This window comes from Mucilaginibacter ximonensis (assembly GCF_042686265.1).
Classification (GTDB): Bacteria; Bacteroidota; Bacteroidia; order Sphingobacteriales; family Sphingobacteriaceae; genus Mucilaginibacter; species Mucilaginibacter ximonensis.
Map to the genome: position 1 here is coordinate 1,391,594 of NZ_JBHUPD010000001.1, position 24,956 is coordinate 1,416,549.

At 42.4% G+C, this 24,956-nt stretch carries 26 protein-coding genes; 17 read left to right on the forward strand and 9 right to left on the reverse strand.

Annotated elements, in window-relative coordinates:
• Nucleotides 1-36: 36 nt before the first annotated feature.
• A complete protein-coding gene (gene mutS / locus ACFS5N_RS06330; RefSeq protein WP_377183385.1) occupies nucleotides 37-2,613 on the reverse strand; it encodes a DNA mismatch repair protein MutS in 2,577 nt (858 codons plus the stop codon).
• A gap of 372 nt (nucleotides 2,614-2,985) precedes the next feature.
• Here mutS and xth point away from each other — a divergent pair, with 372 nt between their 5' ends.
• Nucleotides 2,986-3,753, forward strand: a complete 768-nt coding sequence (xth, locus tag ACFS5N_RS06335; protein ID WP_377183387.1) for an exodeoxyribonuclease III — start codon at nucleotides 2,986-2,988, stop codon at nucleotides 3,751-3,753.
• Nucleotides 3,754-4,119: 366 nt separating this feature from the next.
• On the opposite strand, the gene ACFS5N_RS06340 is transcribed toward xth, so the two are convergent.
• Both ACFS5N_RS06340 and ACFS5N_RS06345 read right to left on the reverse strand, forming a co-directional pair.
• Entirely contained in the window at nucleotides 4,120-4,410 is a 291-nt protein-coding gene (locus ACFS5N_RS06340; RefSeq protein ID WP_377183389.1) for an antibiotic biosynthesis monooxygenase family protein, read from the reverse strand.
• A 20-nt stretch (nucleotides 4,411-4,430) separates the two neighbouring features.
• The gene (locus ACFS5N_RS06345; protein WP_377183391.1) at nucleotides 4,431-5,366 is read right to left on the reverse strand and encodes a cation diffusion facilitator family transporter; all 936 of its coding nucleotides are present in this window, start codon (nucleotides 5,364-5,366) and stop codon (nucleotides 4,431-4,433) included.
• A gap of 165 nt (nucleotides 5,367-5,531) precedes the next feature.
• Between ACFS5N_RS06345 and ACFS5N_RS06350 the strand changes: the two genes are divergently transcribed.
• Together ACFS5N_RS06350 and ACFS5N_RS06355 are read left to right on the forward strand one after the other, a co-directional pair.
• Nucleotides 5,532-6,215: a DUF4397 domain-containing protein gene (locus ACFS5N_RS06350; RefSeq protein ID WP_377183393.1), complete on the forward strand. Its 684-nt coding sequence runs from the start codon at nucleotides 5,532-5,534 to the stop codon at nucleotides 6,213-6,215.
• A 139-nt stretch (nucleotides 6,216-6,354) separates the two neighbouring features.
• Nucleotides 6,355-7,029 (forward strand): DUF4397 domain-containing protein, encoded by a 675-nt coding sequence (locus ACFS5N_RS06355; protein WP_377183395.1) that lies wholly within the window; start codon nucleotides 6,355-6,357, stop codon nucleotides 7,027-7,029.
• 141 nt (nucleotides 7,030-7,170) lie between these two features.
• Here the strand turns inward: ACFS5N_RS06355 and ACFS5N_RS06360 are convergent, their stop codons facing one another.
• Nucleotides 7,171-8,367, reverse strand: coding sequence for a GAF domain-containing sensor histidine kinase (locus ACFS5N_RS06360; protein ID WP_377183397.1), 1,197 nt, complete (start codon nucleotides 8,365-8,367; stop codon nucleotides 7,171-7,173).
• 80 nt (nucleotides 8,368-8,447) lie between these two features.
• The gene (locus tag ACFS5N_RS06365) at nucleotides 8,448-9,329 is read right to left on the reverse strand and encodes a LysR family transcriptional regulator (RefSeq protein ID WP_377183399.1); all 882 of its coding nucleotides are present in this window, start codon (nucleotides 9,327-9,329) and stop codon (nucleotides 8,448-8,450) included.
• A gap of 101 nt (nucleotides 9,330-9,430) precedes the next feature.
• Here ACFS5N_RS06365 and ACFS5N_RS06370 point away from each other — a divergent pair, with 101 nt between their 5' ends.
• The 3 genes from ACFS5N_RS06370 to ACFS5N_RS06380 all read left to right on the forward strand — a co-directional run bounded on the left by ACFS5N_RS06370 (nucleotide 9,431) and on the right by ACFS5N_RS06380 (nucleotide 11,330).
• Entirely contained in the window at nucleotides 9,431-10,153 is a 723-nt protein-coding gene (locus ACFS5N_RS06370) for a class I SAM-dependent methyltransferase (RefSeq protein ID WP_377183402.1), read from the forward strand.
• 106 nt (nucleotides 10,154-10,259) lie between these two features.
• Nucleotides 10,260-10,541: a pyrimidine/purine nucleoside phosphorylase gene (gene ppnP, locus ACFS5N_RS06375; RefSeq protein WP_377183404.1), complete on the forward strand. Its 282-nt coding sequence runs from the start codon at nucleotides 10,260-10,262 to the stop codon at nucleotides 10,539-10,541.
• Nucleotides 10,542-11,114: 573 nt separating this feature from the next.
• A complete protein-coding gene (locus tag ACFS5N_RS06380; RefSeq protein ID WP_345100478.1) occupies nucleotides 11,115-11,330 on the forward strand; it encodes a hypothetical protein in 216 nt (71 codons plus the stop codon).
• A 71-nt stretch (nucleotides 11,331-11,401) separates the two neighbouring features.
• On the opposite strand, the gene ACFS5N_RS06385 is transcribed toward ACFS5N_RS06380, so the two are convergent.
• Nucleotides 11,402-11,866 (reverse strand): CYTH domain-containing protein, encoded by a 465-nt coding sequence (locus ACFS5N_RS06385; protein ID WP_377183407.1) that lies wholly within the window; start codon nucleotides 11,864-11,866, stop codon nucleotides 11,402-11,404.
• A 169-nt stretch (nucleotides 11,867-12,035) separates the two neighbouring features.
• On the opposite strand from ACFS5N_RS06385, the gene ACFS5N_RS06390 reads away from it, so the two are divergent.
• The 3 genes from ACFS5N_RS06390 to ACFS5N_RS06400 all read left to right on the forward strand — a co-directional run bounded on the left by ACFS5N_RS06390 (nucleotide 12,036) and on the right by ACFS5N_RS06400 (nucleotide 16,754).
• Entirely contained in the window at nucleotides 12,036-14,789 is a 2,754-nt protein-coding gene (locus ACFS5N_RS06390) for a carboxypeptidase regulatory-like domain-containing protein (protein WP_377183409.1), read from the forward strand.
• A gap of 200 nt (nucleotides 14,790-14,989) precedes the next feature.
• Nucleotides 14,990-15,850 carry an aldo/keto reductase gene (locus ACFS5N_RS06395; RefSeq protein WP_377183411.1) on the forward strand — a complete coding sequence of 287 codons (861 nt, stop codon included), beginning with the start codon at nucleotides 14,990-14,992 and terminating at the stop codon, nucleotides 15,848-15,850.
• An 82-nt stretch (nucleotides 15,851-15,932) separates the two neighbouring features.
• The gene (locus ACFS5N_RS06400) at nucleotides 15,933-16,754 is read left to right on the forward strand and encodes a hypothetical protein (RefSeq protein ID WP_377183413.1); all 822 of its coding nucleotides are present in this window, start codon (nucleotides 15,933-15,935) and stop codon (nucleotides 16,752-16,754) included.
• On the opposite strand, the gene ACFS5N_RS06405 is transcribed toward ACFS5N_RS06400, so the two are convergent.
• Nucleotides 16,755-17,045 carry a YciI family protein gene (locus ACFS5N_RS06405; RefSeq protein WP_377183415.1) on the reverse strand — a complete coding sequence of 97 codons (291 nt, stop codon included), beginning with the start codon at nucleotides 17,043-17,045 and terminating at the stop codon, nucleotides 16,755-16,757.
• A 129-nt stretch (nucleotides 17,046-17,174) separates the two neighbouring features.
• On the opposite strand from ACFS5N_RS06405, the gene ACFS5N_RS06410 reads away from it, so the two are divergent.
• Both ACFS5N_RS06410 and ACFS5N_RS06415 read left to right on the forward strand, forming a co-directional pair.
• Complete coding sequence (locus ACFS5N_RS06410) at nucleotides 17,175-18,344, forward strand: galactokinase (protein WP_377183417.1); 1,170 nt, start codon at nucleotides 17,175-17,177, stop codon at nucleotides 18,342-18,344.
• 68 nt (nucleotides 18,345-18,412) lie between these two features.
• Nucleotides 18,413-18,943 carry an RNA methyltransferase gene (locus tag ACFS5N_RS06415; RefSeq protein ID WP_377183419.1) on the forward strand — a complete coding sequence of 177 codons (531 nt, stop codon included), beginning with the start codon at nucleotides 18,413-18,415 and terminating at the stop codon, nucleotides 18,941-18,943.
• Here the strand turns inward: ACFS5N_RS06415 and ACFS5N_RS06420 are convergent, their stop codons facing one another.
• Nucleotides 18,944-20,368 (reverse strand): ATP-dependent DNA helicase, encoded by a 1,425-nt coding sequence (locus ACFS5N_RS06420; protein WP_377183421.1) that lies wholly within the window; start codon nucleotides 20,366-20,368, stop codon nucleotides 18,944-18,946.
• 60 nt (nucleotides 20,369-20,428) lie between these two features.
• Here ACFS5N_RS06420 and ACFS5N_RS06425 point away from each other — a divergent pair, with 60 nt between their 5' ends.
• From ACFS5N_RS06425 to coaD, 4 genes are read left to right on the forward strand one after another with little or no spacing between them, the layout of a single operon-like run.
• On the forward strand, nucleotides 20,429-21,241 hold the full coding sequence (locus ACFS5N_RS06425) for a DUF3822 family protein (protein ID WP_377183423.1): 813 nt from the start codon (nucleotides 20,429-20,431) through the stop codon (nucleotides 21,239-21,241).
• The gene (locus ACFS5N_RS06430; protein ID WP_377183425.1) at nucleotides 21,217-21,750 is read left to right on the forward strand and encodes an RsmD family RNA methyltransferase; all 534 of its coding nucleotides are present in this window, start codon (nucleotides 21,217-21,219) and stop codon (nucleotides 21,748-21,750) included. Before ACFS5N_RS06425 ends, ACFS5N_RS06430 begins: the two co-directional genes overlap by 25 nt.
• A gap of 23 nt (nucleotides 21,751-21,773) precedes the next feature.
• The gene (locus ACFS5N_RS06435; protein WP_377183427.1) at nucleotides 21,774-22,781 is read left to right on the forward strand and encodes a hypothetical protein; all 1,008 of its coding nucleotides are present in this window, start codon (nucleotides 21,774-21,776) and stop codon (nucleotides 22,779-22,781) included.
• Nucleotides 22,782-22,824: 43 nt separating this feature from the next.
• Nucleotides 22,825-23,286 (forward strand): pantetheine-phosphate adenylyltransferase, encoded by a 462-nt coding sequence (gene coaD / locus ACFS5N_RS06440; protein WP_377183429.1) that lies wholly within the window; start codon nucleotides 22,825-22,827, stop codon nucleotides 23,284-23,286.
• Here the strand turns inward: coaD and ACFS5N_RS06445 are convergent.
• Complete coding sequence (locus tag ACFS5N_RS06445; protein ID WP_377183430.1) at nucleotides 23,255-23,893, reverse strand: NUDIX hydrolase; 639 nt, start codon at nucleotides 23,891-23,893, stop codon at nucleotides 23,255-23,257. The two genes, coaD and ACFS5N_RS06445, sit on opposite strands and share 32 nt — an antisense overlap.
• Here ACFS5N_RS06445 and pyrE point away from each other — a divergent pair.
• Both pyrE and ACFS5N_RS06455 read left to right on the forward strand, forming a co-directional pair.
• The gene (gene pyrE, locus ACFS5N_RS06450) at nucleotides 23,892-24,545 is read left to right on the forward strand and encodes an orotate phosphoribosyltransferase (RefSeq protein WP_377183432.1); all 654 of its coding nucleotides are present in this window, start codon (nucleotides 23,892-23,894) and stop codon (nucleotides 24,543-24,545) included. The genes ACFS5N_RS06445 and pyrE overlap by 2 nt on opposite strands.
• Nucleotides 24,546-24,547: 2 nt before the next feature.
• Nucleotides 24,548-24,946, forward strand: a complete 399-nt coding sequence (locus ACFS5N_RS06455) for an SRPBCC family protein (RefSeq protein ID WP_377183433.1) — start codon at nucleotides 24,548-24,550, stop codon at nucleotides 24,944-24,946.
• The last annotated feature ends 10 nt before the right edge of the window (nucleotides 24,947-24,956 follow it).

Genomic DNA, 24,956 nt, shown 5'->3' on the forward strand with positions numbered 1-24,956 from the left:
CATATCAACATTTATAACAAGTCGGGAAGTAATAATCTAGCTTTTAATAAGCCGCTGTATCTCATCCAGCTTCATCAGCGCCTCCACGGGAGTTAAAGTATTGACATCGAGGTTATTCAGCGTGTCGCGAATTTTTACTAAAACGGGATCATCTATACTAAACATCTGCATCTGTACAGCCTGTTTTTGTACTTTGCGAATGCTTTCTTTAATATGCTCGCCGCCGGTACGTTCGTTTTCGAGCTTTTTAAGGATCTCATTAGCGCGGCTCAACACTTTAGGCGGCATACCCGCCAGCTTGGCTACGTGTATACCAAAGCTATGCTCGCTCCCGCCAGGCACCAGCTTACGCAGGAAAATAATTTGGTGGCCAATCTCCTTCACCGTCACATTATAGTTTTTGATGCGGTTAAAGCTATTGCTTAACTCGTTCAACTCATGATAGTGCGTAGCAAATAAGGTTTTGGCTTTTGCAGACGGGTGATTATGCAAATATTCGGCTATGGACCAGGCGATAGAAATACCATCGTAAGTTGACGTACCACGGCCAATCTCATCTAACAAGATCAAGCTGCGGTCTGACAGGTTATTCAGAATACTAGCCGTCTCGTTCATCTCCACCATGAAGGTTGATTCGCCTGACGATAGGTTGTCTGACGCACCCACCCTGGTAAATATTTTATCCACTAAACCAATTGAAGCCGATTTAGCCGGAACGAAACAGCCCATCTGTCCCATTAACACTATTAAACCGGTTTGTCTTAGCAAAGCCGATTTACCCGCCATATTCGGACCTGTTATAATAATGATCTGCTGGGTTTCAGAGTCAAGGAAAACGTCGTTGGTAATATAGTCCTCCCCGCGCGGCAAAGTCTTTTCAATTACCGGGTGCCGGCCGCCTTTTATATCAATTACCTTTCCCTCATTAATTTCAGGCTTAACGTAATAGTTTTTAATGGCAATAGTGGCAAAATTAAGCAATACGTCCAACCGGGCTATTAACTGGGCATTTAGCTGAATAGGTTTAATATATTCAGTAAGCGCGTACAGCAGGTCGTTATAAAGCTTCGTTTCCAACGCCAGTATCTTTTCTTCGGCGCCTAATATTTGTTCTTCGTATTCTTTAAGCTCGGGGGTAATGTAACGCTCGGCGTTTACCAGGGTTTGTTTACGTATCCAGTCGGCCGGTACTTTATCGCGGTGTGCGTGGGTAACTTCGAGGTAATAGCCAAAGACATTGTTAAAAGATACCTTTAACGACGGTATACCAGTAATCTCAGCTTCGCGACGTTGAATTTCAATCAGGTAGTCTTTACCCCCAAAGGCAATTTTACGTAATCGGTCCAGTTCCGGATCGATACCGTCATTCATTACTGAACCTTTTACCAGCATTACCGGGGGTTCAGGATTAAGTTCACGAGCTATCTTCTCGCAAATGGTAACACATGGGTTTAGTTGTTCGCCAATTGCTTTAAGTGGTTCGCTGGTTGAAGCTTCGCATAATTTCTTGATGCACTCTATCGCCATCAAGGCCCTTTTCAACTGACAAACCTCGCGCGGATTGGCTTTTTGCAAACCAATTTTCGAGATCAGCCGCTCTAAGTCGCCAATTTGCCGGATTTGCTGTTGTATTTCTTCCCGCAGTTCCTCTTCGCCTATCAGGTATTCAACAACCCCAAGGCGATCATTGATCGGTTTTAGTTCTTTGAGTGGCATCACTATCCAGCGGCGCAATAGACGAGCCCCCATGGGCGAGCAGGTTTGATCCAATACATCCACCAGGGTATGCGCATTCTCGTTGGCAGACCCGATGAGCTCCAGGTTACGTACACTGAAGCGGTCAAGCCATAAATACCTGTCTTCCTCTATCCGGCTAATGGCCGAGATATGCTGCAGGTTACGATGCTCCGTCTCGTTCAGGTAATGCAGGGCTACACCGGCTGCCACAATTCCCAGATTTAGTTTATCTATCCCAAAGCCCTTGAGCGATTTTACGCCAAAATGCTTCAATAAGGTTTCGTAGGCGTAGTCGCCGCTGTAGGGCCACTCGTCGAGCATGTAGGTGTAGTAGCGGTCGCCGTAATTGTCTTTAAAATCCGAATGCCGGCTTTTCGGAAATATCACCTCGCTGGGGCTAAAGCCCTGTAATAGCTTGTCTATATAATCGCTGTTGCCCTGGGCAGTCAGGAACTCGCCGGTCGAGATATCAATAAGTGCTATCCCAATGCTGTTTTTGTCGTAGTACAGCGAGGCCAGGTAGTTATTGCTTTTTTGGTTAAGGATATTGTCATTAGTGGCTACGCCGGGGGTTACCAGTTCAGTCACTCCGCGGCGCACTATGGTTTTGGTAGTTTTTGGATCTTCCAATTGATCGCAGATGGCCACCCGCTGCCCGGCGCGCACCAGCTTGGGCAGGTAGGTTTCGAGTGAATGATGCGGAAAGCCCGCCAGCTCAATATGCGTGGCAGCGCCATTGGCGCGTTTGGTGAGTACAATGCCCAGGATGCCGGCCGCCTTTACAGCGTCCTCACCGAAAGTCTCGTAAAAGTCGCCTACGCGGAACAGCAGCAAGGCACCGGGATACTTTGCCTTAATGGTGTTATACTGCTGCATTAAGGGGGTTTCTTTCGTGGCGTTCTTTGACAAGCTATTCTTCCTTTTTAAATGACCCGTAAAGTTAAATCATTGACCCGGTTTTAGCGGCATTGTTGAAAAGTCGTACCGGTGTTGATACTCTTGCTTAACTGTTTCACAAAATATGAAACACTTTGAAACACCATTTTTAATTAAACAACTAATAATCAACAACTTAACAAAACATAGTGAAACACTTTGAAACAGTACTAATACTTTAAGTAAAGTTATTTAAAATACTTACTACCAGCCAATTGTCGATTTTTATAAGAATTTGAATTTTTAGGGTGAAACACTTTGCTGTGAAACACCTTAATAAATTATGTTGTAATATTTTTTTAAGTTTAAACTATGAAAATAGCTACCTATAACGTCAACGGCGTAAACGGCCGGCTGCCCGTGCTGCTGCGCTGGCTTGAAGAAACGCAGCCCGATGTGGCCTGCCTGCAGGAACTGAAAGCTCCGCAAGAAAATTTCCCGTTACAAGCCATCAGCGACGCCGGCTACAATGCGATATGGCACGGCCAGAAAAGCTGGAACGGCGTGGCCATTTTAGCCAAGGGCGAAATACAGGAAACCAAACGCGGCCTTCCCGGCGACCCGGAAGATTTACACAGCCGCTATATTGAAGCCATTGTTAACGGCATTGTTATTGGCTGCCTGTACCTGCCCAATGGCAACCCCGCTCCCGGACCGAAATTTGATTATAAACTGCAATGGTTTGAGCGTTTTATCAGCCATGCCCAGGGACTGATGGCACGCGGTATTCCGGTAGTGCTTACCGGCGACTACAATGTTATGCCAACCGAAAAAGACGTTTACAAACCTGAGCGCTGGCTGGATGATGCTTTATTTCGCCCGGAGAGCCGCGAGGCTTTTCACCGGTTAGTGAGCCAGGGATGGACTGATGCACTGCGCAAACTGTATCCGGATGAAACGATTTATACTTTCTGGGACTATTTTCGCAATGCTTACGGCCGCAACGCAGGGCTGCGTATCGATCACTTTTTATTGAGCCCCGATGTGGATGAGCGGCTGGTGTCGGCCGGCGTTGATAAACAGGTACGTGGCTGGGAAAAAACCAGCGATCATGCGCCGGTATGGATTGAGTTGAAGTGAGTTGTTGGTGACAACACTAATTGCGGAAGAACAAGAGTTGTTGTCATCTCGACCAACCGGAGAGATCTATACACAGGCATTTACGATTGCTTAAATTCGCCCAGTCATGACTAAAGCCATAAAAATAATCTTTTCTGTTGCATGCATTCCATTAGGTTACTTTTTCCTAGCGATCTCATGGGGCGGAGTTTACAACTTAGGGGTGCAAATTAACTCTTTAATGTTTTGCGCAGGCCCACTATTAATAATAGGTGGCTTTGTTTCTTTGATAAGAGTTTTAGCGAAACGATAACCCCGGTTTGGTCTAACAGTATATAGTTACCAGATATGATCAACGGGGGCAGAGATCTACATACCCATTCACAACTACCCCACCGGCTCAAAATGCTCAACCACAGGAAAAGGATCATAATAATGATGCAGCAGCTTTTTCCATTCCTGGTATTGAGGCGACTGCCGGAAACCGACGGTGTGATCTTCCAGCGTATCCCACTCCACCAGTAAGATATATTTGCCGGGCTGCTCAATACAGCGGCTTAATGAGTGTTTTTGATAGCCTTGTATGGCGCTTATGTATTTACCGGCAGTAGCAAAATCCTGTTCAAATTGCCGTTCCTTACCGAGTATAACGTGCAGAATAGCTGCTTCCAGTATCATACGCGCAATATAGGCGTATTTTAAATATAGGTCTGCACATCGGGGTTTATTTTTCCCTTAAAAGCATCTGGCTGGATAATCACAAAACGTATGCGGCCAAATTCTTTTTTTATTTCGCCGCGTATACGGTCTATAGATTCGTCGATATCTGCCGTACTTAGGTTTGGTTTAAATTGGATGATGAGCATTAGCAAAACCTCTTCTGGCGATTGATAGGTAGAGAGCAGATGCATCAGTTTTAGCACAGCTTTGTCTCCTTCCACTATCTTGCAGATGCGTTGTTTGGTTTGTTTCTTTATCCCCTCGCCCATTAGTAAGCTCCGGCTTTCGCGGGCCAGAATGAGTGAAACAATAACTAAAATAACACCAATTAATAATGATGCAACACCATCAAGATAGGGCTTGTTAAGATGATGGCTCAAGTACAAAAATAAGGCGGCGATTGATAATCCCGCGACAGCGGCACTATCTTCAAACAACACCAAAAAAGTCGAGGGGTCTTTACTGTTAACAATAGCTTGCCACCAGGACTGGCCGTCGCGCAGCTTATTAAATTCAATAGCGGCTATAACCAGCGAAGTTCCTTCAAATACCAGCGATATGGCCAGCACAATAAAACTCCATTTGGGGTCGCCCAAAGCTTCCGGATGCAAAATATGCGTAATACCCTGGTATACAGATAAGCCTCCGCCTAAACCAAAAATTAATATCGATACCACAAACGACCAGAAATACAATTCTTTGCCATAACCTAAAGGATGATATTTGTCAGGATTGCGCTTGCTCAGATTGATTCCCATCAGTAAAAGCAACTGATTGATCGTATCGACTACTGAATGCACTCCTTCAGCAATCATAGCTGCACTGTTGCTTATACCACCGGCAATAAACTTAGTTATCGCTATAAACAGATTTGCTAAAAGTGCGGCGTATATGGTTTTTTTTATTGCTGCCATTAATATCTAAATAATACATGTACAGCCCTTTATGTTTGAATTTATAGCAAAAAAATATTGAAACAGATATCTATATATAACGGGTGATAAATATTAAAATAATATTTTTTTTAAAACCCTGAGTGCTATTTTATGTTAACTCATTAAATATATTTATTAATAACTATGAAAAAAATTATCAATTACACGACCCCTAGAACCTTATTTGCTGTGGCAGCACTGGCATTTGCAACATGCTTAAGCGCTTGTACCAAAAACGACGGTGATGTTACTACACCAGCTACATCTGCATATGTTATGGCTACCAATACTGCTGAGGCCTCTGATGCGCAGGATTTTTACGCTGATAATAACAAAGTAAATTCTTCGGCACTGGCCTACACGCAGTCAACCGCTTACATTAAAGTTGCAGCCGGTAACCACAATCTGCAGTTTAAAAGCAGCGCAAATGCCAGCGTTAACAGTTCGGCAACGTTAAATGCGCAGTCAGGTAAATACTACAGCGTATTTTATACCGATGATAAATCAACCGTTACGGTTACTGACGACCACACTGCCCCACAAAGCGGCAAAGCACGTGTGCGATTTATTAACCTGAGTTCAGCGTTAAACTCGGCAGTTGATTTTGGTGTCAGCGGTGGTAACAAACTGATTACTACACTGGCTTACAGAGCCGCATCTGCCTATGCAGAAGTTGACGCAGCTACCAAATTTTCGTTATACATAGCAGGTTCAACTACCGTTAAATTAGATATGCCGGTAACCATTTCTGCCGGTCATATTTACACCATTTATATTTCGGGCGCTACCGCTGCTACCATACATTACAATGTATTAGTACAAGACTAATTTACGGCAAAGCAATAAATGCCTATAAAAGCCCGTTATAAAACTAACGGGCTTTTTATTTAAGCTATAGTTAATAATTAGGATAACTATACCTCAAATAACCCGTAATCTTTGTATAATTGCTTATTAAAACACAGCCATGAAACACACTTTTACTTTTAAACACACCAAAAAATTATTGCCGTTACTGGCGCTATTGCTGCTTGTTGCAACCGCTTGTAATAAAAAGAACGATGTAAATTTAAGTGGCACCGCCTACATTGAGTTTACCAACGCTTCTCAGACCGACTCGCCGGTTGATTTTTATGTAAGCTCAGCCAAAAAGAACACACTGCCCGTGCCTTACGGCCAAAGTACCGATTACTTTTCGGTGAATACCGGTACAACCCTGCCGGCATCGATCAAAGTAAATACAACCGGCGTTTCACTTGCTAGTTTAAACTTAACCCCGCTACCTAATGCTTACTACAGTATTTTTTATTTTGGTGGCATAACCGTTGCGTACATTGACGATTTAAGTATAGCCGCAGGCAAATCGCGCATTCGTTTTATCAATTTAAACAAAGGTTTAACAGGCAGCCTTGATTTTGGCATTAAGGGTGCACCAACCCCATTGGTTACCGGCCTTGGCGCTGCATTTGATTCTGCTTACTACAGCGTTACTCCGGGCTCTACATTCTCTGTTTATGCTGCCGGCACAACCAGTTCAATATTAGATATACCTACCACTACAGAAGCTGGCCACGTATACACCATCTATCTGTCGGGCGCTACTACAGCCGATTTACAGGCAAACATTTTATTACAGAAATAATATATCACCTATTAAAATATAAAAGCCCGGTGATACTAACCGGGCTTTTATATTTTTGGCAAATATTTTATCATGAAGATAGTTTACCTTGCCGTTATTTTTATTGCCGTTATGATGTTTGTACGCACCATGAGGCGGTAGCTAGGACCTGACAACAGGGATGCTTACCTTAAAGCTTGTTCCTTGCCCTACTTGCGAGTCGATATGTAATTTGCCATTCAGGCTTTCAATTAAATGTTTAACCAACGCCAGGCCAAAACCATAGCCTACCTCGCCACCCGTACCGGTATTTGATTGCATATTGCCATCAAGTATCTTATTTATACCTTCCTGATTTAAACCAATTCCGGTGTCTGATACTTTGATCCTGAGTATAGCAGAACCTTCATGGCTTTCAATATCCATACTAACCGTAACGTCACCTTGTTCTGGTGTAAATTTAATGGCGTTTGAAATCAGGTTACCTACAATTTGCAGCAACTTATTTTTTGAAAAAGGCGTATTCGCATTTTCCGGCGATATATTTACGGCAAACTTTATTTTTTTATTACGGGCCTGTGCCATGTACAGCTTTTCCAGCTTGTCTTTAAACAGCGATAAATTGAACTCATCGGCTTTTAAAGGCCTGGGTTCGCTTGAACTTAATATTTCGTCGGCCAGCTCTAAAATTGAACGGCCGCTTTTGTGAATCATATTTATAAATTCCAGCACTTCGTCAATCTGGTTTTCATGCCCCTGCTCGCTAATCACCTGCGCCAGCCCGATAATGCCCCCCAACGGCCCGCGAATATCATGAGCCACCTTTTTTTTATCCTCATTGGCTTCGTTAAGTTTGTTTTTGAGGTTTTTGATAAGTTTAATTCCTTTTAAGCGATTTACAATCTCATCGGCTATGATCTTTAATAGTTCGGCTTTCTCGGGTGTTATTTCATGTATTTTTTCGTCAAGTACACACAACGCGCCTAAGTTGGTGCCATTGCTGGTTAACGGTACACCGTAGTAATACCGCAGATTCGGGTCGTCGACAACATAAAACTTATCCTTAAAACGTTCGTCAGAGCTTAGATCTTTAACCTCAAAACCTGTATTGCCCATCACGGTATATTGGCACACACTATCCTCGCGCGGCATTTGTTCAATATCAAGCCCATGCCTGGATATTGACCATTGGGTATAGGCATCTATCAAATTAACTAATGATATATCGGTTCCGGCTACTTTCGCAGCCAGCTTTGCCAGGTCGTCAAAGCTTTCGTCATAGTTGGTGTAATCAAGATCAAGTTCAGCCAGGTTTAGCAACCTGTCCATTTCATTTGCTGGGATCGGCGCGTTAGACATATGTATGATATTCAGTATTTACAACTAATCTTGTCATTACTTACGATTAGCTGCTCTTTTTGGTTTTAAAAACTTGCTTTTTACTTTCTGGGATAGTTTTGTATAAACCATTTAAGTGCTTTACTCCTATTGGATTTTTTGTAAGCTAAAACAACTTCGGTTACTACGGGTATATCTGCCAGGTTAATAAAGGTTAATTGCAAATTAGCATATTGCTGTTGTAATGACAAGGGCAAAATTGAAACGCCTAAACCTGCCTCAACCAATTGTAATATAGAATGTACATTATTTACCTCGTGTGTTATATCGGGTTTAAAACCCATGCGATGGCAAATTTCAACCAGTTTACCGTGATATTGTGGTGCATACTCCTTATTAAAAAAAATAAACGGTTTATCTTTTATAAAAGCTGATAGCTGGTCTCTATTCCTAAATGCTTTATCGTTAGCGGGCATTACTACCATAAAGGGGTCAAAAAACAGACTGTGTACAGTTAAATTTTCTGATTGCACCGGTGCCCGCAGTATACCCACATCCAATTGTCCTTGTTCCAGGGCTTCAATCTGCCTGATGGTGGGGCGCTCATATAAATTGGTTTTGATGTATGGAAACTCCGCACGCAGCGCCTTCAATACTCCGGCCAGATAAGGCTGATAAACAGAACTGATGTAACCTATCTTTAACTCCCCGCTAGCTGCCGCATTATGTATTTGCCGGGCTATATTTTTACTTTCCTCAAGCTGCGCGAATATCGAATCCACAGACGCGGCAAAATACTTGCCGGCCTCCGTAAGTGCAACGCGTTTGTTATTACGTTCAAATAATTGCATCCCGAGCTCTTCCTCCAATTCTCTAATCTGCCGGCTTAGCGGCGGTTGTGAAATAAACAGGCTGGCAGCCGCATTTCTGAAATGCAGATGCTCAGCTACCGCTTTAAAGTATTGCAGGTGCCTGATTTCCATTTTTATGATACTTTACGGATATCAATAATTGATAAAATTGATATTTTTCAAATATTATAAAAACAGATAGCTTTGACAAATCAAATCTAACACAACAACTTATGAATACTGATTATTCAACAAAATCGACCAACGAGGAGATCAGAACACGTTTTGATAACGATGTAGAGCGGTTCTCGAATTTAGAAACCGGGCAAGCTACCACTATTGATGCACCGCTTACGATGGAACTTTGTACTGAAGCCGCTAAATATGTAAACCCCAACGCCACCGACCTGCTTGACATTGGCTGCGGTGCAGGTAACTATACTTTAAAAATGCTGAGTAAAATCAGTAACCTTAATTGTACTTTAAATGATTTAAGCCTGCCCATGCTGGAACGTGCCAGGCAGCGCGTCGCACCGCAAACCAGCGGTAAGGTAACCATTATTCAGGATGACATGCGTAACCTGGATCTGACGGACGAAAGCTTCGATATTGTTTTAGCTGCCGCGACATTTCACCACCTGCGTGACGACAACGATTGGGAGCATGTATTCAGTAAATTATATAAAGCTTTGCGCCCCGGAGGCAGCATCTGGATATCTGACCTGATAACCCATGACACCGCGCCGTTGGAGAAACTTTTTCACCAGCGCTACAGCGATTACCTGGATACGCTAGGCGGCCCCGACTATCGGGAAAAGGTGTTGGCTTATGTTGATCATGAAGATACACCACGCTCGGTAAACTTCCAGATGGATTTATTAAAGAAAGTAGGCTTTAAGCAAGTAGAGATTTTACATAAAAACTCATACTTCGCGGCATTTGGCGCTATTAAGTAATCGCGCTGCATCTACCTGTGTAAATACCGGCACTGAGAATTTTCAAATTTCAGGGAGCCGATATTTTTATTTTTGCCATCTTCGGCGACATAAAATGCTAGATACAATGATCAACGTAAACGAATATTTCGGCGGTGCAGTTAAATCGCTTGCTTATACCGTTGCCGATGGCAAATCAACCATAGGCGTAATTGAAAAGGGTGAATACGAATTTGGTACCTCAACCCCAGAGACCATGACTGTTATTGAAGGCGAACTGATTGCCCTGTTACCCGGCGAAACAGAATGGAAAAGTTACACCAATGGCCAGTCGTTCAAAGTACCTTCAGATACCTATTTTAAAGTTAAGGCCAAGGGGCAAACCTCCTATTTGTGCAAATACCAATAACAATTAATACCGAACATTGAATTTCCAATACAAATAATGAAGGAAAATCTGGTGTTCGGTATTCAACACTTATCATTGGAAATTATTTCCACTTAATTAAAATAACTCCACGGTATATGTTTCCACATGCCGTGCGATAAGCCACCGGTTAGCAACTCATATATTAAATATATCGGCCAGAATATATAGCAAAGTATAAGCAGTATAATTGAGTGGTTATAATACCAGTTTATCATTAATGCATATATACCTAGTAAAAGGTACAACAGGCTTGAATCTCTTTTGCGCATATAGCTACAGGTTGTTATATGGTTTATTGGGCGCACTAAGTTAACTAATCCGGCATTAACTTTTAGGCACATTTTATGCCGTCAAAAAGTATTGTCAAGAGCAGTGAGCTAAATAAGTTTTCCACAAAATTGAAAAAATGGCCTAAAAGCGCCTATTTATCCACATTTTAACCAATAAAAAATTTTAACATTTATGCACTACTTAATAAAAGTAGACTATGTTTGTGAAAACAATTCACACCTAATACAAGGTTAACTTTTTTAAAACAATTAAAAACTTATCATGGCAACACCTACAAGTGGCGGCATTACCGCCTATTCAGTAAAAACTAAAACCAAAAACGTACCAATGGTAAACCCTGTTATTGATGTAAAATCAGGCAGATATATTGCTACAGGTACTGATGCTGCAGGCAACAAAATGGCTGCAATTTTGAACAAAGCTACGGCTGAAGGTCATATTGCCAGCGGCGCTGCTAAAAAAGGCAGTGGCTGGTAAGAAAAAACAATAGGCTATGGCCATTGTAAATAAATAAGGCAGCGCTGTAAAAAAACGCTGCCTTATTTATTTTACCAATTTTTAAAAGGGTTTACAGATAGGCTTGAGTTATAATACCGGCCGTCATGGCTTACCTCTTGCCCTGCCCAGGGTGGAAGTTCAAATTGCTCGTACTCATTATCCAGTTCTATCTCGGCTACAATTAAGCCTTCATTGTCACCTTCAAAAACATCAACCTCCCATAATTTATCAGCATAAGTTATATGGTAGCGTGTTTTTTCAATACCGGTTTTTACAAACTGCCTAAAAAGTTCGGTAGCCTCGTTGGCAGGTATCTCGTACTCGAACTCGTGACGGCTTATTCCTTTACCGCTCTTAAATGTCAGGTAGGCAATGTCGCCGGCTATGCGCAGGCGTATCGTGCGATCTTGTTCATTCACAATGTATCCCTGTTGCATTTTTTGGCCTTCTGGTTTATCGGCAGCCTCCCACTTTTTATGATCAACCAAAAACTTACGTTCAATTTCAATACCCATATTTCTATTTGTTATCCGGTATTAACAGCTTTATCATACCATTGTTACGGTTTAATGGCACCTGCTTATACTACATAATGTAAAAATATGTTAAAGTAACATATGCCCTGCTTTACCTAATGCATAAATAGATATATTTATCCATCTTTTAATACCTGGAATTACACTAATGAATCTTAGAAAAATTACTACGCTACTATTTTCATTATTAGCCATAAGCTTGCCTGCTTTTTCGCAATCTGATACGGTAAGTGCACAAACCATTGTTAATAAAACTATAAAATACAACGCCGATTATCCGTTCGAAAAAGTTTACCTGCATTTTGATAAGCCTTATTACGCCGTTGGCGATACCATCTGGTTCAAGGCCTATATAACCGTGGATGTCACCATTAATGACGACATGACCAGGAATAAACACCTGCCTACTACTTTTAGTAAGGTGCTTTATGTAGATATCTTAAACGCTCGCGACTCGGTGGTTCAACGCTTCAAATTGCCGGCTACCGACGGTTTTGCATATGGCGATATTAAGTTATTGAGCGAGCGTTTTAAAGAAGGTAACTATCATGTGCAGGCCTATACCAACTGGATGCGTAATTTTGACCCGGCTTATTTCTTTAACAAAACAATTCCGGTCGGTTCAATTGTAGATAAGTCGGTATTTAGCAATATCCGGCTGGCCGGCCAGGTAAAAAACGGAACTGCCAAAATCGACGCAGTGGTACATTTTACTACCGCCGATAACCGCGATTACGTAACCCGCAGATATAGCTGGCACGTTCAAAACGCCGAGGATGATAACATAGCCAAGGGCCGTGGTACTACTGATGCTAAAGGCAACATGAACATTACGTTCAGCACTAATAAAATAGACGAACTTAAAACGGCCACACTCATCACTGACCTTGATTTGGGGACAAATACGGTTAACAGGTCGTTCACACTTAAAAATACCGCCGCTGCTGTTGACGTGCAGTTTTTTCCGGAAGGTGGTAACCTGATTAATGGTATCAAATCAAAAGTGGCATTTAAGGTAGTAAAGCCCGATGGCCTGGGCTTAGATGTTACCGGTATTGTGACCGACAACACCGGTGCAACGGTGGCCAATATCAGCACACAGCATTTAGGCATGGGGGTATTTGAACTTACACCAACCGCAGGCAAAACCTATAAAGCCGCCATTAACCTTCCCGGCGGGCAAACCACTTATGAGTTACCGGTTGCCAAAGATGACGGCATGACCATTGCTGTCAACAACGCCGATCCGGAAAAAGTGATTGTTTCTGTAGAAACAAGCGACGCTTTCTTTGCCTTAAACCGAAATAAACGGCTTACTTTACTGGGCCAATCTGGCCAGGTAGTTTGTTATGCCGGCCAAACTGCGCTGGCAAGCAAAACTTACGATATTACCATTCCAAAATCTAAGTTTCCATCGGGCGTAGCCAAATTTGCCGTTTTTTTAGGCAGCGATGATTTAGCTGAACGGATAGTTTTTATTCGTCGTGATGATCAATTAAAGATAGCCCTGAGTACGCCAAAATCTGTTTTTGGCACCCGCGATAACGTTCCCTTTACGGTAACCGCAAAAACACCGGCTAACACACCCGCATTGGCCAACCTCTCGGTAACGGTGATTGACGAAGGCAAAGTACCTTATAACGAAACCTCAGAAACCACCATTTTAACTAATTTACTGTTAACCTCTGAGTTAAAAGGATATATTGAAAAGCCAAACTACTACTTTACCGGCGTAAACGATAAGACAGCCGCCGACCTTGACGTGCTGATGCTTACACAGGGCTATCGCAGAATTAGTTATCAGGATATATTAGCTAACAAGGCCCCTGCCATTAAATATCTACCCGAGGATGGTATTGTTGTTTCGGGTACTTTGCGTACGGCCTCAGGTATGCCTGTGCCAGGCGGCATTGTGAATTTTTATGTAAAAAACATGCGTGTATCGGCAACTGTAAATACCAATAAAGATGGCGAGTTTTTTATTCCTAAACTGTATTTTCCAGACTCGGTAAAAGCTGTGGTAAACGCCCGTGGCAATACTAATGGCAATAACATGCTAATTATTGTAAACAATATCACTCCACAACCGCCGGTACCAAGTATAACCGCCCCTGACGAGATTGCGAATATCGATACAGTGATGAGCGCTTATCTGCAAAACGATAAAAAAATTGCTGCTAATTCGCGTAACCTGAAAGAGGTAGTAATTAAAGACACACGCGGGCCAAAAAAACAAAGTCACCAGGACTACCCTATGCTAACTGGTCTGGGAAATATACCTGACCATGTTATGGATGGTTCGCGCTTTACAGGTTGCGCTACATTATATGATTGTTTGAAAGGTATGATACCCGGAGTAACCTGGGATAATGATAAATTATATATCAGCCGAAATTACAACATGGGCGAACGTACACCGATGGCTATTTACATGGACGGCATGCCGTTTGATTTTTTAAACCTGCAAAGCTACGACCCAAAGGATGTTGACCAGATTGAAGTTTATATGAACGACGGATTGAGTGGGCTGAACAAAATGGACAATACCAAAGGCGTAATTGTAATCAGTAATAAAAAAGAGAAAAAGAAACCGGTAGACAAAGAGCTGCTTAATGAATTATTGACGCCACAATACAGCGCCGTAAAATTTGAACCCAAAGGCTTTTATATGACCCGCGAATTTTATTCGCCTAAGTATGACGCCACTAAAACCGGCGCTTTGGGCGGTGACCTGCGTACCACCATATACTGGAACCCCAAAGTAGTTACAGACAAAGCAACAGGCACCGCTAAATTTGACTTTTTTAATGCCGACGGAACAGGTACCTATCGCGCCATCATTGAGGGTATCGATGACAAGGGAAATATTGGCCGCACGGTTTATAGATATACGGTAAGGTAAAACGCCTCCTCCCTTTTTTGTCATCTTGAGCATAGCGAAAGATCTTATACGCGCGACTCAGCAAATTGTATAAGATCTTTCGCTACGCTCAAGATGACAAGTTGTAAAGGGCTTTGCACCAAAAATGACCGTCAATCAACCATCATCCAAAACCATTAGCCGTATTTTGTAGTTCTACTTTAACTACAAAAACAAAAACTATGGCTACTACAAATTCTTACAGCAGAACTTTTACTGTAGGCGGCGACTTAACCGTAAACAGGTTGGGTTACGGCGCCATGCGCATAACCGGCAAAGGTATCTGGGGCCCTCCGAAAGATCATGATGAATCTATCCGCGTACTGAAACGTGCGGTGGAGCTGGGTGTGAACTTTATTGATACGGCCGACAGTTACGGGCCGTATGTATCTGAAGAATTAATTGCCGAGGCACTTCACCCCTACCCGCAGGGATTAGTGATAGCCACCAAAGGTGGCCTTGAACGTACAGGCCCAGACCAATGGCCAATAAACGGCCATCCCGACCATTTAAGAGAAGCGCTAAACGGCAGCCTTAAAAGGCTAAAGCTTGAGCAGATTGAGCTTTACCAACTCCATCGTATAGACCCGAAAGTACCGGCCGAACTTACCTTTGAGTTTTTGCAGGAGGCCCAGCAAAGCGGTAAGGTAAAACACATTGGCTTATCTGAAGTAAGTGTTGAGGACATTAAGGACGCACAGAATTATTTCGATGTAGTATCGGTACAAAACATGTACAGCGTTGACAACCGCAAATGGGAGCCGGTATTGAAATATTGCGAAGAGCAGGGCATTGCATTTATTCCCTGGTTCCCGCTAAATGCCGGTAATGTTGCGGCACAGGATAAATTGAAAACCATAGCCGATAAACATGGGGCAACCGTACATCAGGTAGCGTTAAGCTGGTTGCTGAATCACTCTGATAATATTTTATTGATACCGGGAACATCAAGCGTTGAGCACTTGGAAGAGAATATGAAAACAACCAATATCCAATTAACCGAAGACGACATCAAGGAGTTGGATACCATATCGCCGGCGTAAGTTTTTTAATATCGAACACATAAAAAGGGCACGGTAAATACTGCGCCCTTTTTTGTATATTGGTGTTTATAAACTTAAACCTATGAAATCACCGTTTATTTTGGCTATGTTTTGGATGGCGTCGCTGAATATTTATGCGCAAACTACATCCACCACAAAACCCAGGATCAAATCTGTCATAGAATACGCTTACAACATCCCTGACAAAATAACTTCGACACATTCAACAAAATGGGCAGTTCGCTTTGAAACACATTTTGACACAGCCGGGCGTGCCATATGGGAAACTATGCTTGATAAGTCAGAAAATAAAGAGAAGGACACTACCAAATTCACTTATGACAACGAAGGCATGATGTTAAAATGGTATAGCAAAAATTACGTAGTTGCAGATTATAGCTATGACCACGACAAGCAGGGACGAATAATAATAACGGACAAAACAAAGCGCGGTAGAATAATTAGAATAATTGATAAAAAAAACGGGATAGATACGCAATATGTACGATATAATTCAGGTGGAATACAAATCAAAAGGGTAAATCAATACAATACCGATAATACAATTCGCCGTATAACAGAGTTCGATGAAAACGGAGCGCTGACGAGTCGATCAATAGAAACCTACGACGACCGGCAACGAAGAATAGATCAAGTAATTTTCAATAATGATGGCAGTAGAAAAAGCCATGAAACCGTGAAGTACGAGAAAGATGGCTTTATACGCGTAGATTCTAATCAAATGTATATCGGCGGGCCACCGGCAACAGTTATCGGCGATAAACTTACCCGCTTCACCTATAAATACCCAAAGCTGGACAAGTATGATAATCCTCTTATCATCAGCTTTTTATATGACGGCAAATATGTGATTGCGGCTGTAAAGAAATATGAGTATTATTGATCACACAGTCGCCACCTTAAATGGCTTAATATCAACCGACTCCCAAACGCCCTGCGTGAGGTAGGGTTCGGCTTGCTTCCAGGCTTCAAGTTGCTCTTCGTTCTCAAATTGCATGATCATGGTCGAGCCTATCATTTTGCCTTCATCATTGAGGATGGCGCCGCCTATAATATAAATGCCCCGCGCTTTCAGATCGCGCAAGCTGTCCAAATGATGCGGGCGTGTATTTAAACGGCGCTCCAACGCGCCTTCGTCGGTATAATCGTATCCGGTAATCAGGTATTGATTCATGGTTTATATCATTTAAAAGTGAACAAGCATTTGCTAAATGTGTTTAATAATTTGACAATTATTGTAACCAATATTACGGCTAATAGTGTAATATTTACAATATTTGCCAAATCAATATAAAGCCTTAAAATGAAACATCAACTTTCGCAAAAATTTAACGAAATATACAATAAAGAAGCCCAACATGCCTTTTTTTCGCCGGGCAGGGTAAATCTTATCGGCGAACATATTGATTATAACGGGGGTCTGGTTATGCCATCAGCAATAACTTTCGGCACCTATTTACTAATCAGCCCGAATGAGGATAATGTTTTTCGCTTTAAAAGTTTAAATTTCGATGAGAGCCCGACGATCCCTGTGCGAGACAGTTACCAAAAAGACGGCGACGGTTGGTTTAACTTCCCGCTTGGCGTCATTGAACACTTCACCCGCGACGGCCACAAAATTACCGGCCTGGATATGTTATTTTTTGGCGATATACCAATTGGCGCGGGGTTGTCGTCATCCGCTTCTATTGAGGTGGTGACCAGCTATGCGCTTAATGAGTTGTTTAATGCCGGTTACAGCAAACTGGAATTGGTTAAAATCGCCAAATCGGTCGAGAATAATTTCATGGGCCTCAACTGTGGCATTATGGATCAGTTTGCGGTAGCTTTTGGCGAAAAAGACAAAGCAATTGTATTAAACTGCGATACCCTGGAGTACGACATTGTCCCAAGCAACCTGGGTGATTACGTGCTGGCTATTATCAATACCAATAAATCGCGCAAGCTGGTTGAGTCGAAATACAATGAGCGGGTTGAAGAATGTCAGACTGCTTTAAAAGATCTGAATAAAGAATTAAGTATTGATTACCTGTGTGATATCGATGCCGAAACATTTAACAAATATAAACACCTTATTGCCAACGAGACAGTACGCAAACGCGCACAACACGTTGTTGAAGAAAACGACCGAGTTAAGTTAGCTGCCGCTACCCTGGCAGCCAATGACCTTGCCGGGTTTGGCAAACTAATGTATGCTTCGCACGACTCATTGCGCGATCTGTATGAAGTAAGCGGCAAGGAACTGGATGCCGTGGTTGAGTATGCTAAAACCAACCCGCAAGTTGCGGGCGCCCGCATGACTGGCGCCGGTTTCGGCGGTTGCGCCATTGCCCTGGTTCACCGGGATGCTTTTGATACTTTCAGCAAAGAATTAGAAACTTTTTACACAGATAAAATTGGCTATGCTCCATCTGTTTACCAATCATTGATTGGTGATGGAGTGGGTACTTTGGCAGTTGCCAGCGTAGCCTAAAATATTTCTATTACCAGCCTTACGAAGTCTTCAAGACTTTGTAAGGCTATTCAACAAACTACCCAACCGTGCGCAAACTAAAACTGGATGAGCTTAACCGCGCCACTGTATCTGAATTTAAGGAACAGGACAAACTGCCCGTAACCGTAGTATTGGATAACGTGCGCAGCATGCACAATATTGGTTCTATATTCCGCACGTCGGATGGCTTTGCGGTTGAGCAGGTTGTTTTGTGCGGCATAACCGCTCAGCCACCACACCGCGAAATTGAAAAGACTGCACTCGGAGCCACCGCTTCAGTTAACTGGACGTATCATAAAGATGCAGTTGAGGCTTTAAACCAGCTACGCGCCGATGGCTATCAAATCATAGCCATTGAACAGGCTGAAAACAGCGTGATGTTAAATACATTTACGCCGGATAAAAATGTTAAATATGCACTAATTTTCGGTAACGAGGTGAATGGTGTGAGCGATGAAGCCATGCAAATTATTGATACCTGCCTTGAAATACCTCAGTTTGGTACTAAACATTCTTTTAACATCGTAGTATCAGCAGGTATTGTGTTGTGGGATTTCTTTGCTAAGTTGAATTTATAACTAAAATGCGGGTTGTCCACCGTAAAACTTATCACTAAAGTTCACCAAAAACAACTCTTTAGTTGCCCGGGTACAGGCCGTGTAAAACCACCGAAGAAAGTCGGTATTTACCATCTCATCCGTTAAATATCCCTGGTCGACAAATACAGCATCCCATTGGCCACCCTGGGCTTTGTGGCAGGTTATCGCGTAAGCAAATTTTACCTGCAAAGCGTTGTAATACGGGTTAGCTTTAAGTTCGATATGTTTGAGGCGCTTGTTAGGGATATGATCATAATCTTTCATTACCTCCAGGTAAAAGCGTTTCTGATCATCCTGTGTTAATGCCGGCGATTCAGTATAAAGCGTATCCAGTAAAACCTTACAGTCCAATATCGGGTCCTCGGCATAGTCTATAAATTCAAGTTGCACATCAGCAAATCTGAACCCATACATATCTTCTATCCTGCGCACTTTACGTATACGGGCTATGTCGCCGTTGGCTATAAATGAGGTACTGTTCTCTTGCTGATCCTGCAGCCAGAAGTAGTTGTTTTTAACCACCATAAGCTGGTCGCCGCCCGTTAATTCTTCTTCGCGCCAAAGCAGTCGCGCGCGGATTTGTTTATTGTAGAGATTGGCATTTTTGTTAGACCGGCAAATTACCAGCGTATTTTCGTTGCCATATTTATTGTAGGCATATTCCAGGCCTTCTTCCAGTCGTTCGCCGGTCATGCGGTAAACGTCCTTGTAACCTTTGGTAGTAATTTGAGGAATAAGCTCTTTGCCCAACCTAATATTGTCCCTTACCCGCGTTGCATTGTATAATATACCTGAGTCTTTTTGCTGGCGCAAAACTTCGGTCAGTTCAAAACTAAACACTTCTAAGCCATAGTCGCCTTTTAATACTTTGTCACTCAACGCCGGGCTGTCGTCTGATCCTACCGGCGGTAACTGTGCCGTATCGCCCACCAGCATGAGCTTGCAATTTTTCTGATTATAAACGTATCGCACCAAATCATACAGCAAAGTATGGCGCGACATACCATTTGGCATATCAGAGATCATTGAAGCCTCGTCGACAATAAACAATGTGTTCGCCGACATATTTTCGGCTATCATGAAATTTTCGTCAACATCCAACGCCGTTTTTTTGCGGTAGATGCGTTTATGAATGGTAAATGCTTTTCGGCCTGAATAATTGGTGATCACTTTAGCAGCCCTACCCGTAGGCGCCAGCAATACCGATTTAAAGTTGTAAGCACGCAACGCTTTAACCAACGCGCCCACAATGGTTGTTTTACCGGTACCGGCATATCCACGCAAAATAAAACATTCATCACCCTCGTCTGTCAATAAAAAATTATGCAGCAGGCCAAACAACTGTTGCTGCTGTACGGTAGGTTCGTGCGGAAAAGCTTTTCTGATCTGATCTGGTGCGGACACCTTGCAAAAATGCGGATAACTACCTTAACTAATTCAAAAAATATTACTTTTGTTAATAGCATGAGCGAACAAATCTACATTTTCCGCGACCCGTCATTTAACCTTAACCAGGCTTATTACTACACGTTGTTGATACAGATCGACGGCAAGTCGTTCTCGTACGCTATCACCTACAAAGAAGACGTCGTGGCCTGGGGAAGCAACTGCAACCTGGCAGAACTCTCTGACCCGCAAGAACTGGCTGAAGAATTAACGGCTACTTATAAAAAGGTGATTGTGGGTGTACCGTCAGACTTTTTTACGCTGGTGCCTAATGTACTGTTTGATAAAGCTCAAATTGCAAATTATGCGCGTCTGCTGGATGTTAAAACCGATGAGCGCGTTATAGCAGAAACGTTAGACAGCGAAAATTACATCATTTACAAGGTTGACAAAAAGATCGTATCGGCCGTACAGAAATTCGATCTGCAAAATGTGGTTTACCTGGCTAAAGGTTGGATTACAGCTGCCGCGCAAGATAATTCGGACAGCCAGAGTTTATTTCTGAATGCAGAAGCCGGAAAAGCCGCGTTTTTATATTTTAAAAACGGCGTTATCCGTTTCTATAATAAATTCGATTATCAAACTGAAGGCGATTTAGGTTATTACGCGGCTTTTGTTTGCGAGGAACTGGGCTTAACGCCAAACGGCGTACACCTGAAACTAAGCGGCAATTTGAAACCAAATGACAAGTTTACCACAAGCCTTAGCCAGTTTTTCCTGAACATAACTTTCTTTAACCCGCACTTGTTGAATTTGCCGACGCAAATATCGCCTCAGCAAATATTAACCTTAGCGGCATTGTCATTATGCGGATCATCGGAGGTAGTTTAAAAGGTTTACGCCTTAATCCACCCAAAAACCTGCCGGTTCGCCCTACTACTGATCTGGCGAAAGAAGCATTGTTTAATATTTTGCTAAACCAGATTGAGTTTGAAGACATTGACGTGCTTGACCTTTTTTGCGGCACCGGTAACATCAGCTACGAATTTGCTTCACGCGGAGCGGCAAAAGTTATCAGTGTCGACCGCAGTATACATTGTATCAATTACATCAAAGACACGTCGCGACGACATGGCTTAGACCAGATCAAGATCTTCAGAGCCGATATTTTTAAATACCTGCAATTGGAGACCGATCCATACAACCTGATATTTGCCGACCCGCCATATGATTTGAACCAGATACCAGAAATTCCTAAAATTGTATTTGATAAAAATTTACTAAAAAAGGATGGCCTGTTAATCATTGAGCATCAGTCGATGCAGAATCTGAGCAATCATCCGGCCTTTGTTGAGCAACGCAAGTACGGGCATTCATCATTTTCATTTTTTAAAAATTAGAGGACACCTTTCTATCATATCTCATGAAAAAAAGCATCATATACCTTTTTACAGCACTTTTATTTGTAACTGCATTTCAGAGCTGCAAAAGTAATTCAGACACCAAGGTAAACAGCGAAATAAGCAGTGACACCCGCGCCAAAATTGCAGAGCTTAATAAAAAACTATTTGAGGGTATCGTCACCAACAATGTTAATGCGGTAAAATCTTTGCTTTCGCCAGATCTGTTAAAAAGATCTGGGTCGCAGTTAGATATGGTGATTGATCGCGTAAGCAAACGCTACCCGGCCAAAGATTTTGAAATACTTGATGAATACCTGAGCACCGGCCTTAAAAAGAAAGATAACGACACGGTTAGCTCAAAACATGGCAACGACAACGACTATACCGTTGGGTTCAAAGCAATGAATGATGAAATGTACACTTCGGTGCTGCTCACCAAAGGCTTGGCCGTTAACGGTGCCATACTTGCGGTTTACGGCAAATATGGCGACGACTGGAAAATAAACATCCTGCAAATGGGCGATTACAGCATTATTGGTAAAAACGCAGTTGATTATTATAAAGAAGCTAAGACGCTATACAGCAAAGGCAACCTGGTTGATGCAGCCGATATGATTGTTATTGCATCGCAACTGGTTAGCCCCGGCGGCAATTATTTTTCTTATAAAAACGAGTCGGAGATACATGAGCTCTTCTCTAAGATTGTTGATGAGGCTAATGCAAGCTTTAAATTACCTGTGGTAATAAACCAGGTTAAAACTACGCCGCAGATTTTTGAAATGAGCCCGCAGGTGGTTGAGGAGCCGGGGCATCAGGGCGTATTTCCGTTGATTAAATATAAATCGTCTATTAAACTCAGCGATACAGTGGCTTTGAAAGCCGAAAATATGGCTTTGCAACAAAACATCGGTTCGCTGTTCAAAGGCATTGATCAGAACAACCAATACATACTTTACCAGGCTTATAACGGAATGCCAGATGGTAAAACCGAAACTAAGCATTACGGATTTATACAAAAATTAAGATAGAGATAACCTACTTAGTATTAACTTTATCTAAAATTGTTCGCTCATGAAAATTGCGCTGTTTCCCGGGTCCTTTGATCCTGTTACCAAGGCTCACGTCGATATCGTTAAAAGGTCAGTCGACCTGTTTGACAAGTTGTACATCGGCATAGGCCATAACAGTACCAAACCAGGATTTTTATCTGTCGAAAAACGCGAGGAAATGCTCAGAGCCGTATTTGAAAATGAGCCGCGCATACACATTATAGCTTACGAAGGCCTGACTGTTGATTTTGCCAAAAGCATTGGCGCCGCTTACATGGTTCGTGGCATACGCACGGTATCTGACTTTGAATATGAAAAGGCAATAGCCCAAATGAACCATTCGCTGGCGCCGGATATTGAAAGCATCTTTATTGTAAGCAAGCCGGGATACTCGTCTATCAGTTCGACTATTGTGCGCGAGGTTTTACGTTATGGGGGCGATATCTCGCAGTTTATTCCGAAAGAAGCATTGGCACTTCTGTAATCAGATCCATCTCCGCAAGCACATCTAATATCGACGGGAAAGTATTAGCTAATATTGCGTCGATATCGTTTGGTTTAAACCAGCGTACGTCGGTTATGCCCTCCTCCTTTTGCGGTTTCAATTTATTTTGACCGCGCGCCTTCATCTTAAACCAGTGCGTTTTCTTTAACACTACTTCGTTTTTATAAATATAAACATGATAGGTTTTACAGATCTTTTCTTCACGCTTAAAGATGGTGATATTACATTCTTCTTCTACCTCGCGTACGGCTGCCTCTTTTATCGTTTCCCCCTTTTCTATTTTACCTTTCGGTAAATCCCATTTATCGTTTCGGTAAATAAACAGTAAGTCTTTGTTTTCATTCTTAACCAGCCCGCCCGCGGCTTCTATTACTTTAACACTTTGCTTAATTTGTTTCAAAAATGCTTTGGCATCAGGGCATAATACATAAAACAGGTCGCTTTTATGTGCCAACACCCAGGTATAAATTATTTTCAGATCAAAGCTCTGGCTATCAATCTCTTGATAGGTTGATAGTTGTTTTGGAGCTGATTCTGTTAATAAGATAACTTTTTGGTTAATATAAATTCTGTATTTTTGAGCCATGTTTAATACTACTGAAACCGAACAACAGGTAGCGGAATTTCTATTGCAAATTAAAGCAATTAAATTGCAACCTAATAATCCTTTTACTTGGGCGTCAGGCTGGAAATCGCCGATTTACTGCGATAACCGTATTACGTTGTCACATCCTCCTATACGCACTTACATCCGTCAGCAGTTAACTAAAGCCATCCAGGAAAAATTTGGTTCTGTTGGCTGTATCGCCGGCGTTGCAACAGCAGGTATACCACAAGGTGCATTAGTAGCGCAGGAATTGGGCCTGCCTTTTATCTATGTGCGCTCTAAACCCAAAGAGCATGGTCGTGGCAACATGATTGAGGGCGATGTACTTACCGGCAAACGTGTGGTAGTTATTGAAGATTTAATATCAACCGGCGGCAGCAGTTTACAGGCGGTAGCTGCATTGCGCGAAGCCGGTTACGATGTAGCAGGGCTGGCAGCCATATTTAGTTATGGATTTGACATAGCTACAGAAAACTTTAAGGCAGCTAACTGTCCATTCATTACACTATCAAACTATTCGGCATTGATTAATTATGCCGAAGAACATCAGTATATTACACGTAAAGATGTTGAAGTGTTAAGAGAATGGCGCGCAAGCCCGTCAACATGGGGTGTTGAAGCCACCAATTAAGCATGGCAACATTTGAAAGCAAAATAGCTATTAACCGGTCGGTAAATGACGTATATCAGTTTCTGGCCGATTTTAATAACCACGGGCAGCTGATGCCTGATAATGTACAAAACTGGTCGGCCAGCTACGATGAGGCTGGTTTTATGGTACAAAATACCGTCAGGTTATCGCTACAGATTACAGAGCGTATTGAAAATCAGGCAGTAAATATCACAGCTATTAATAATCCGCCTTTCCCGGTACAATTACATTGGTCGCTTATTGCTAACGGCGAAAGCACGGACGTAACCTTCACCATTAATGCCGAACCAGGCGGGCTGATGAAAATGATGGTATCAGGCCCTTTGCAGAAACTGGCCAATCATGAAGTGAGTAGCTTAGCTGCGTTGCTAAAAAGTTAAAGATTAAAGA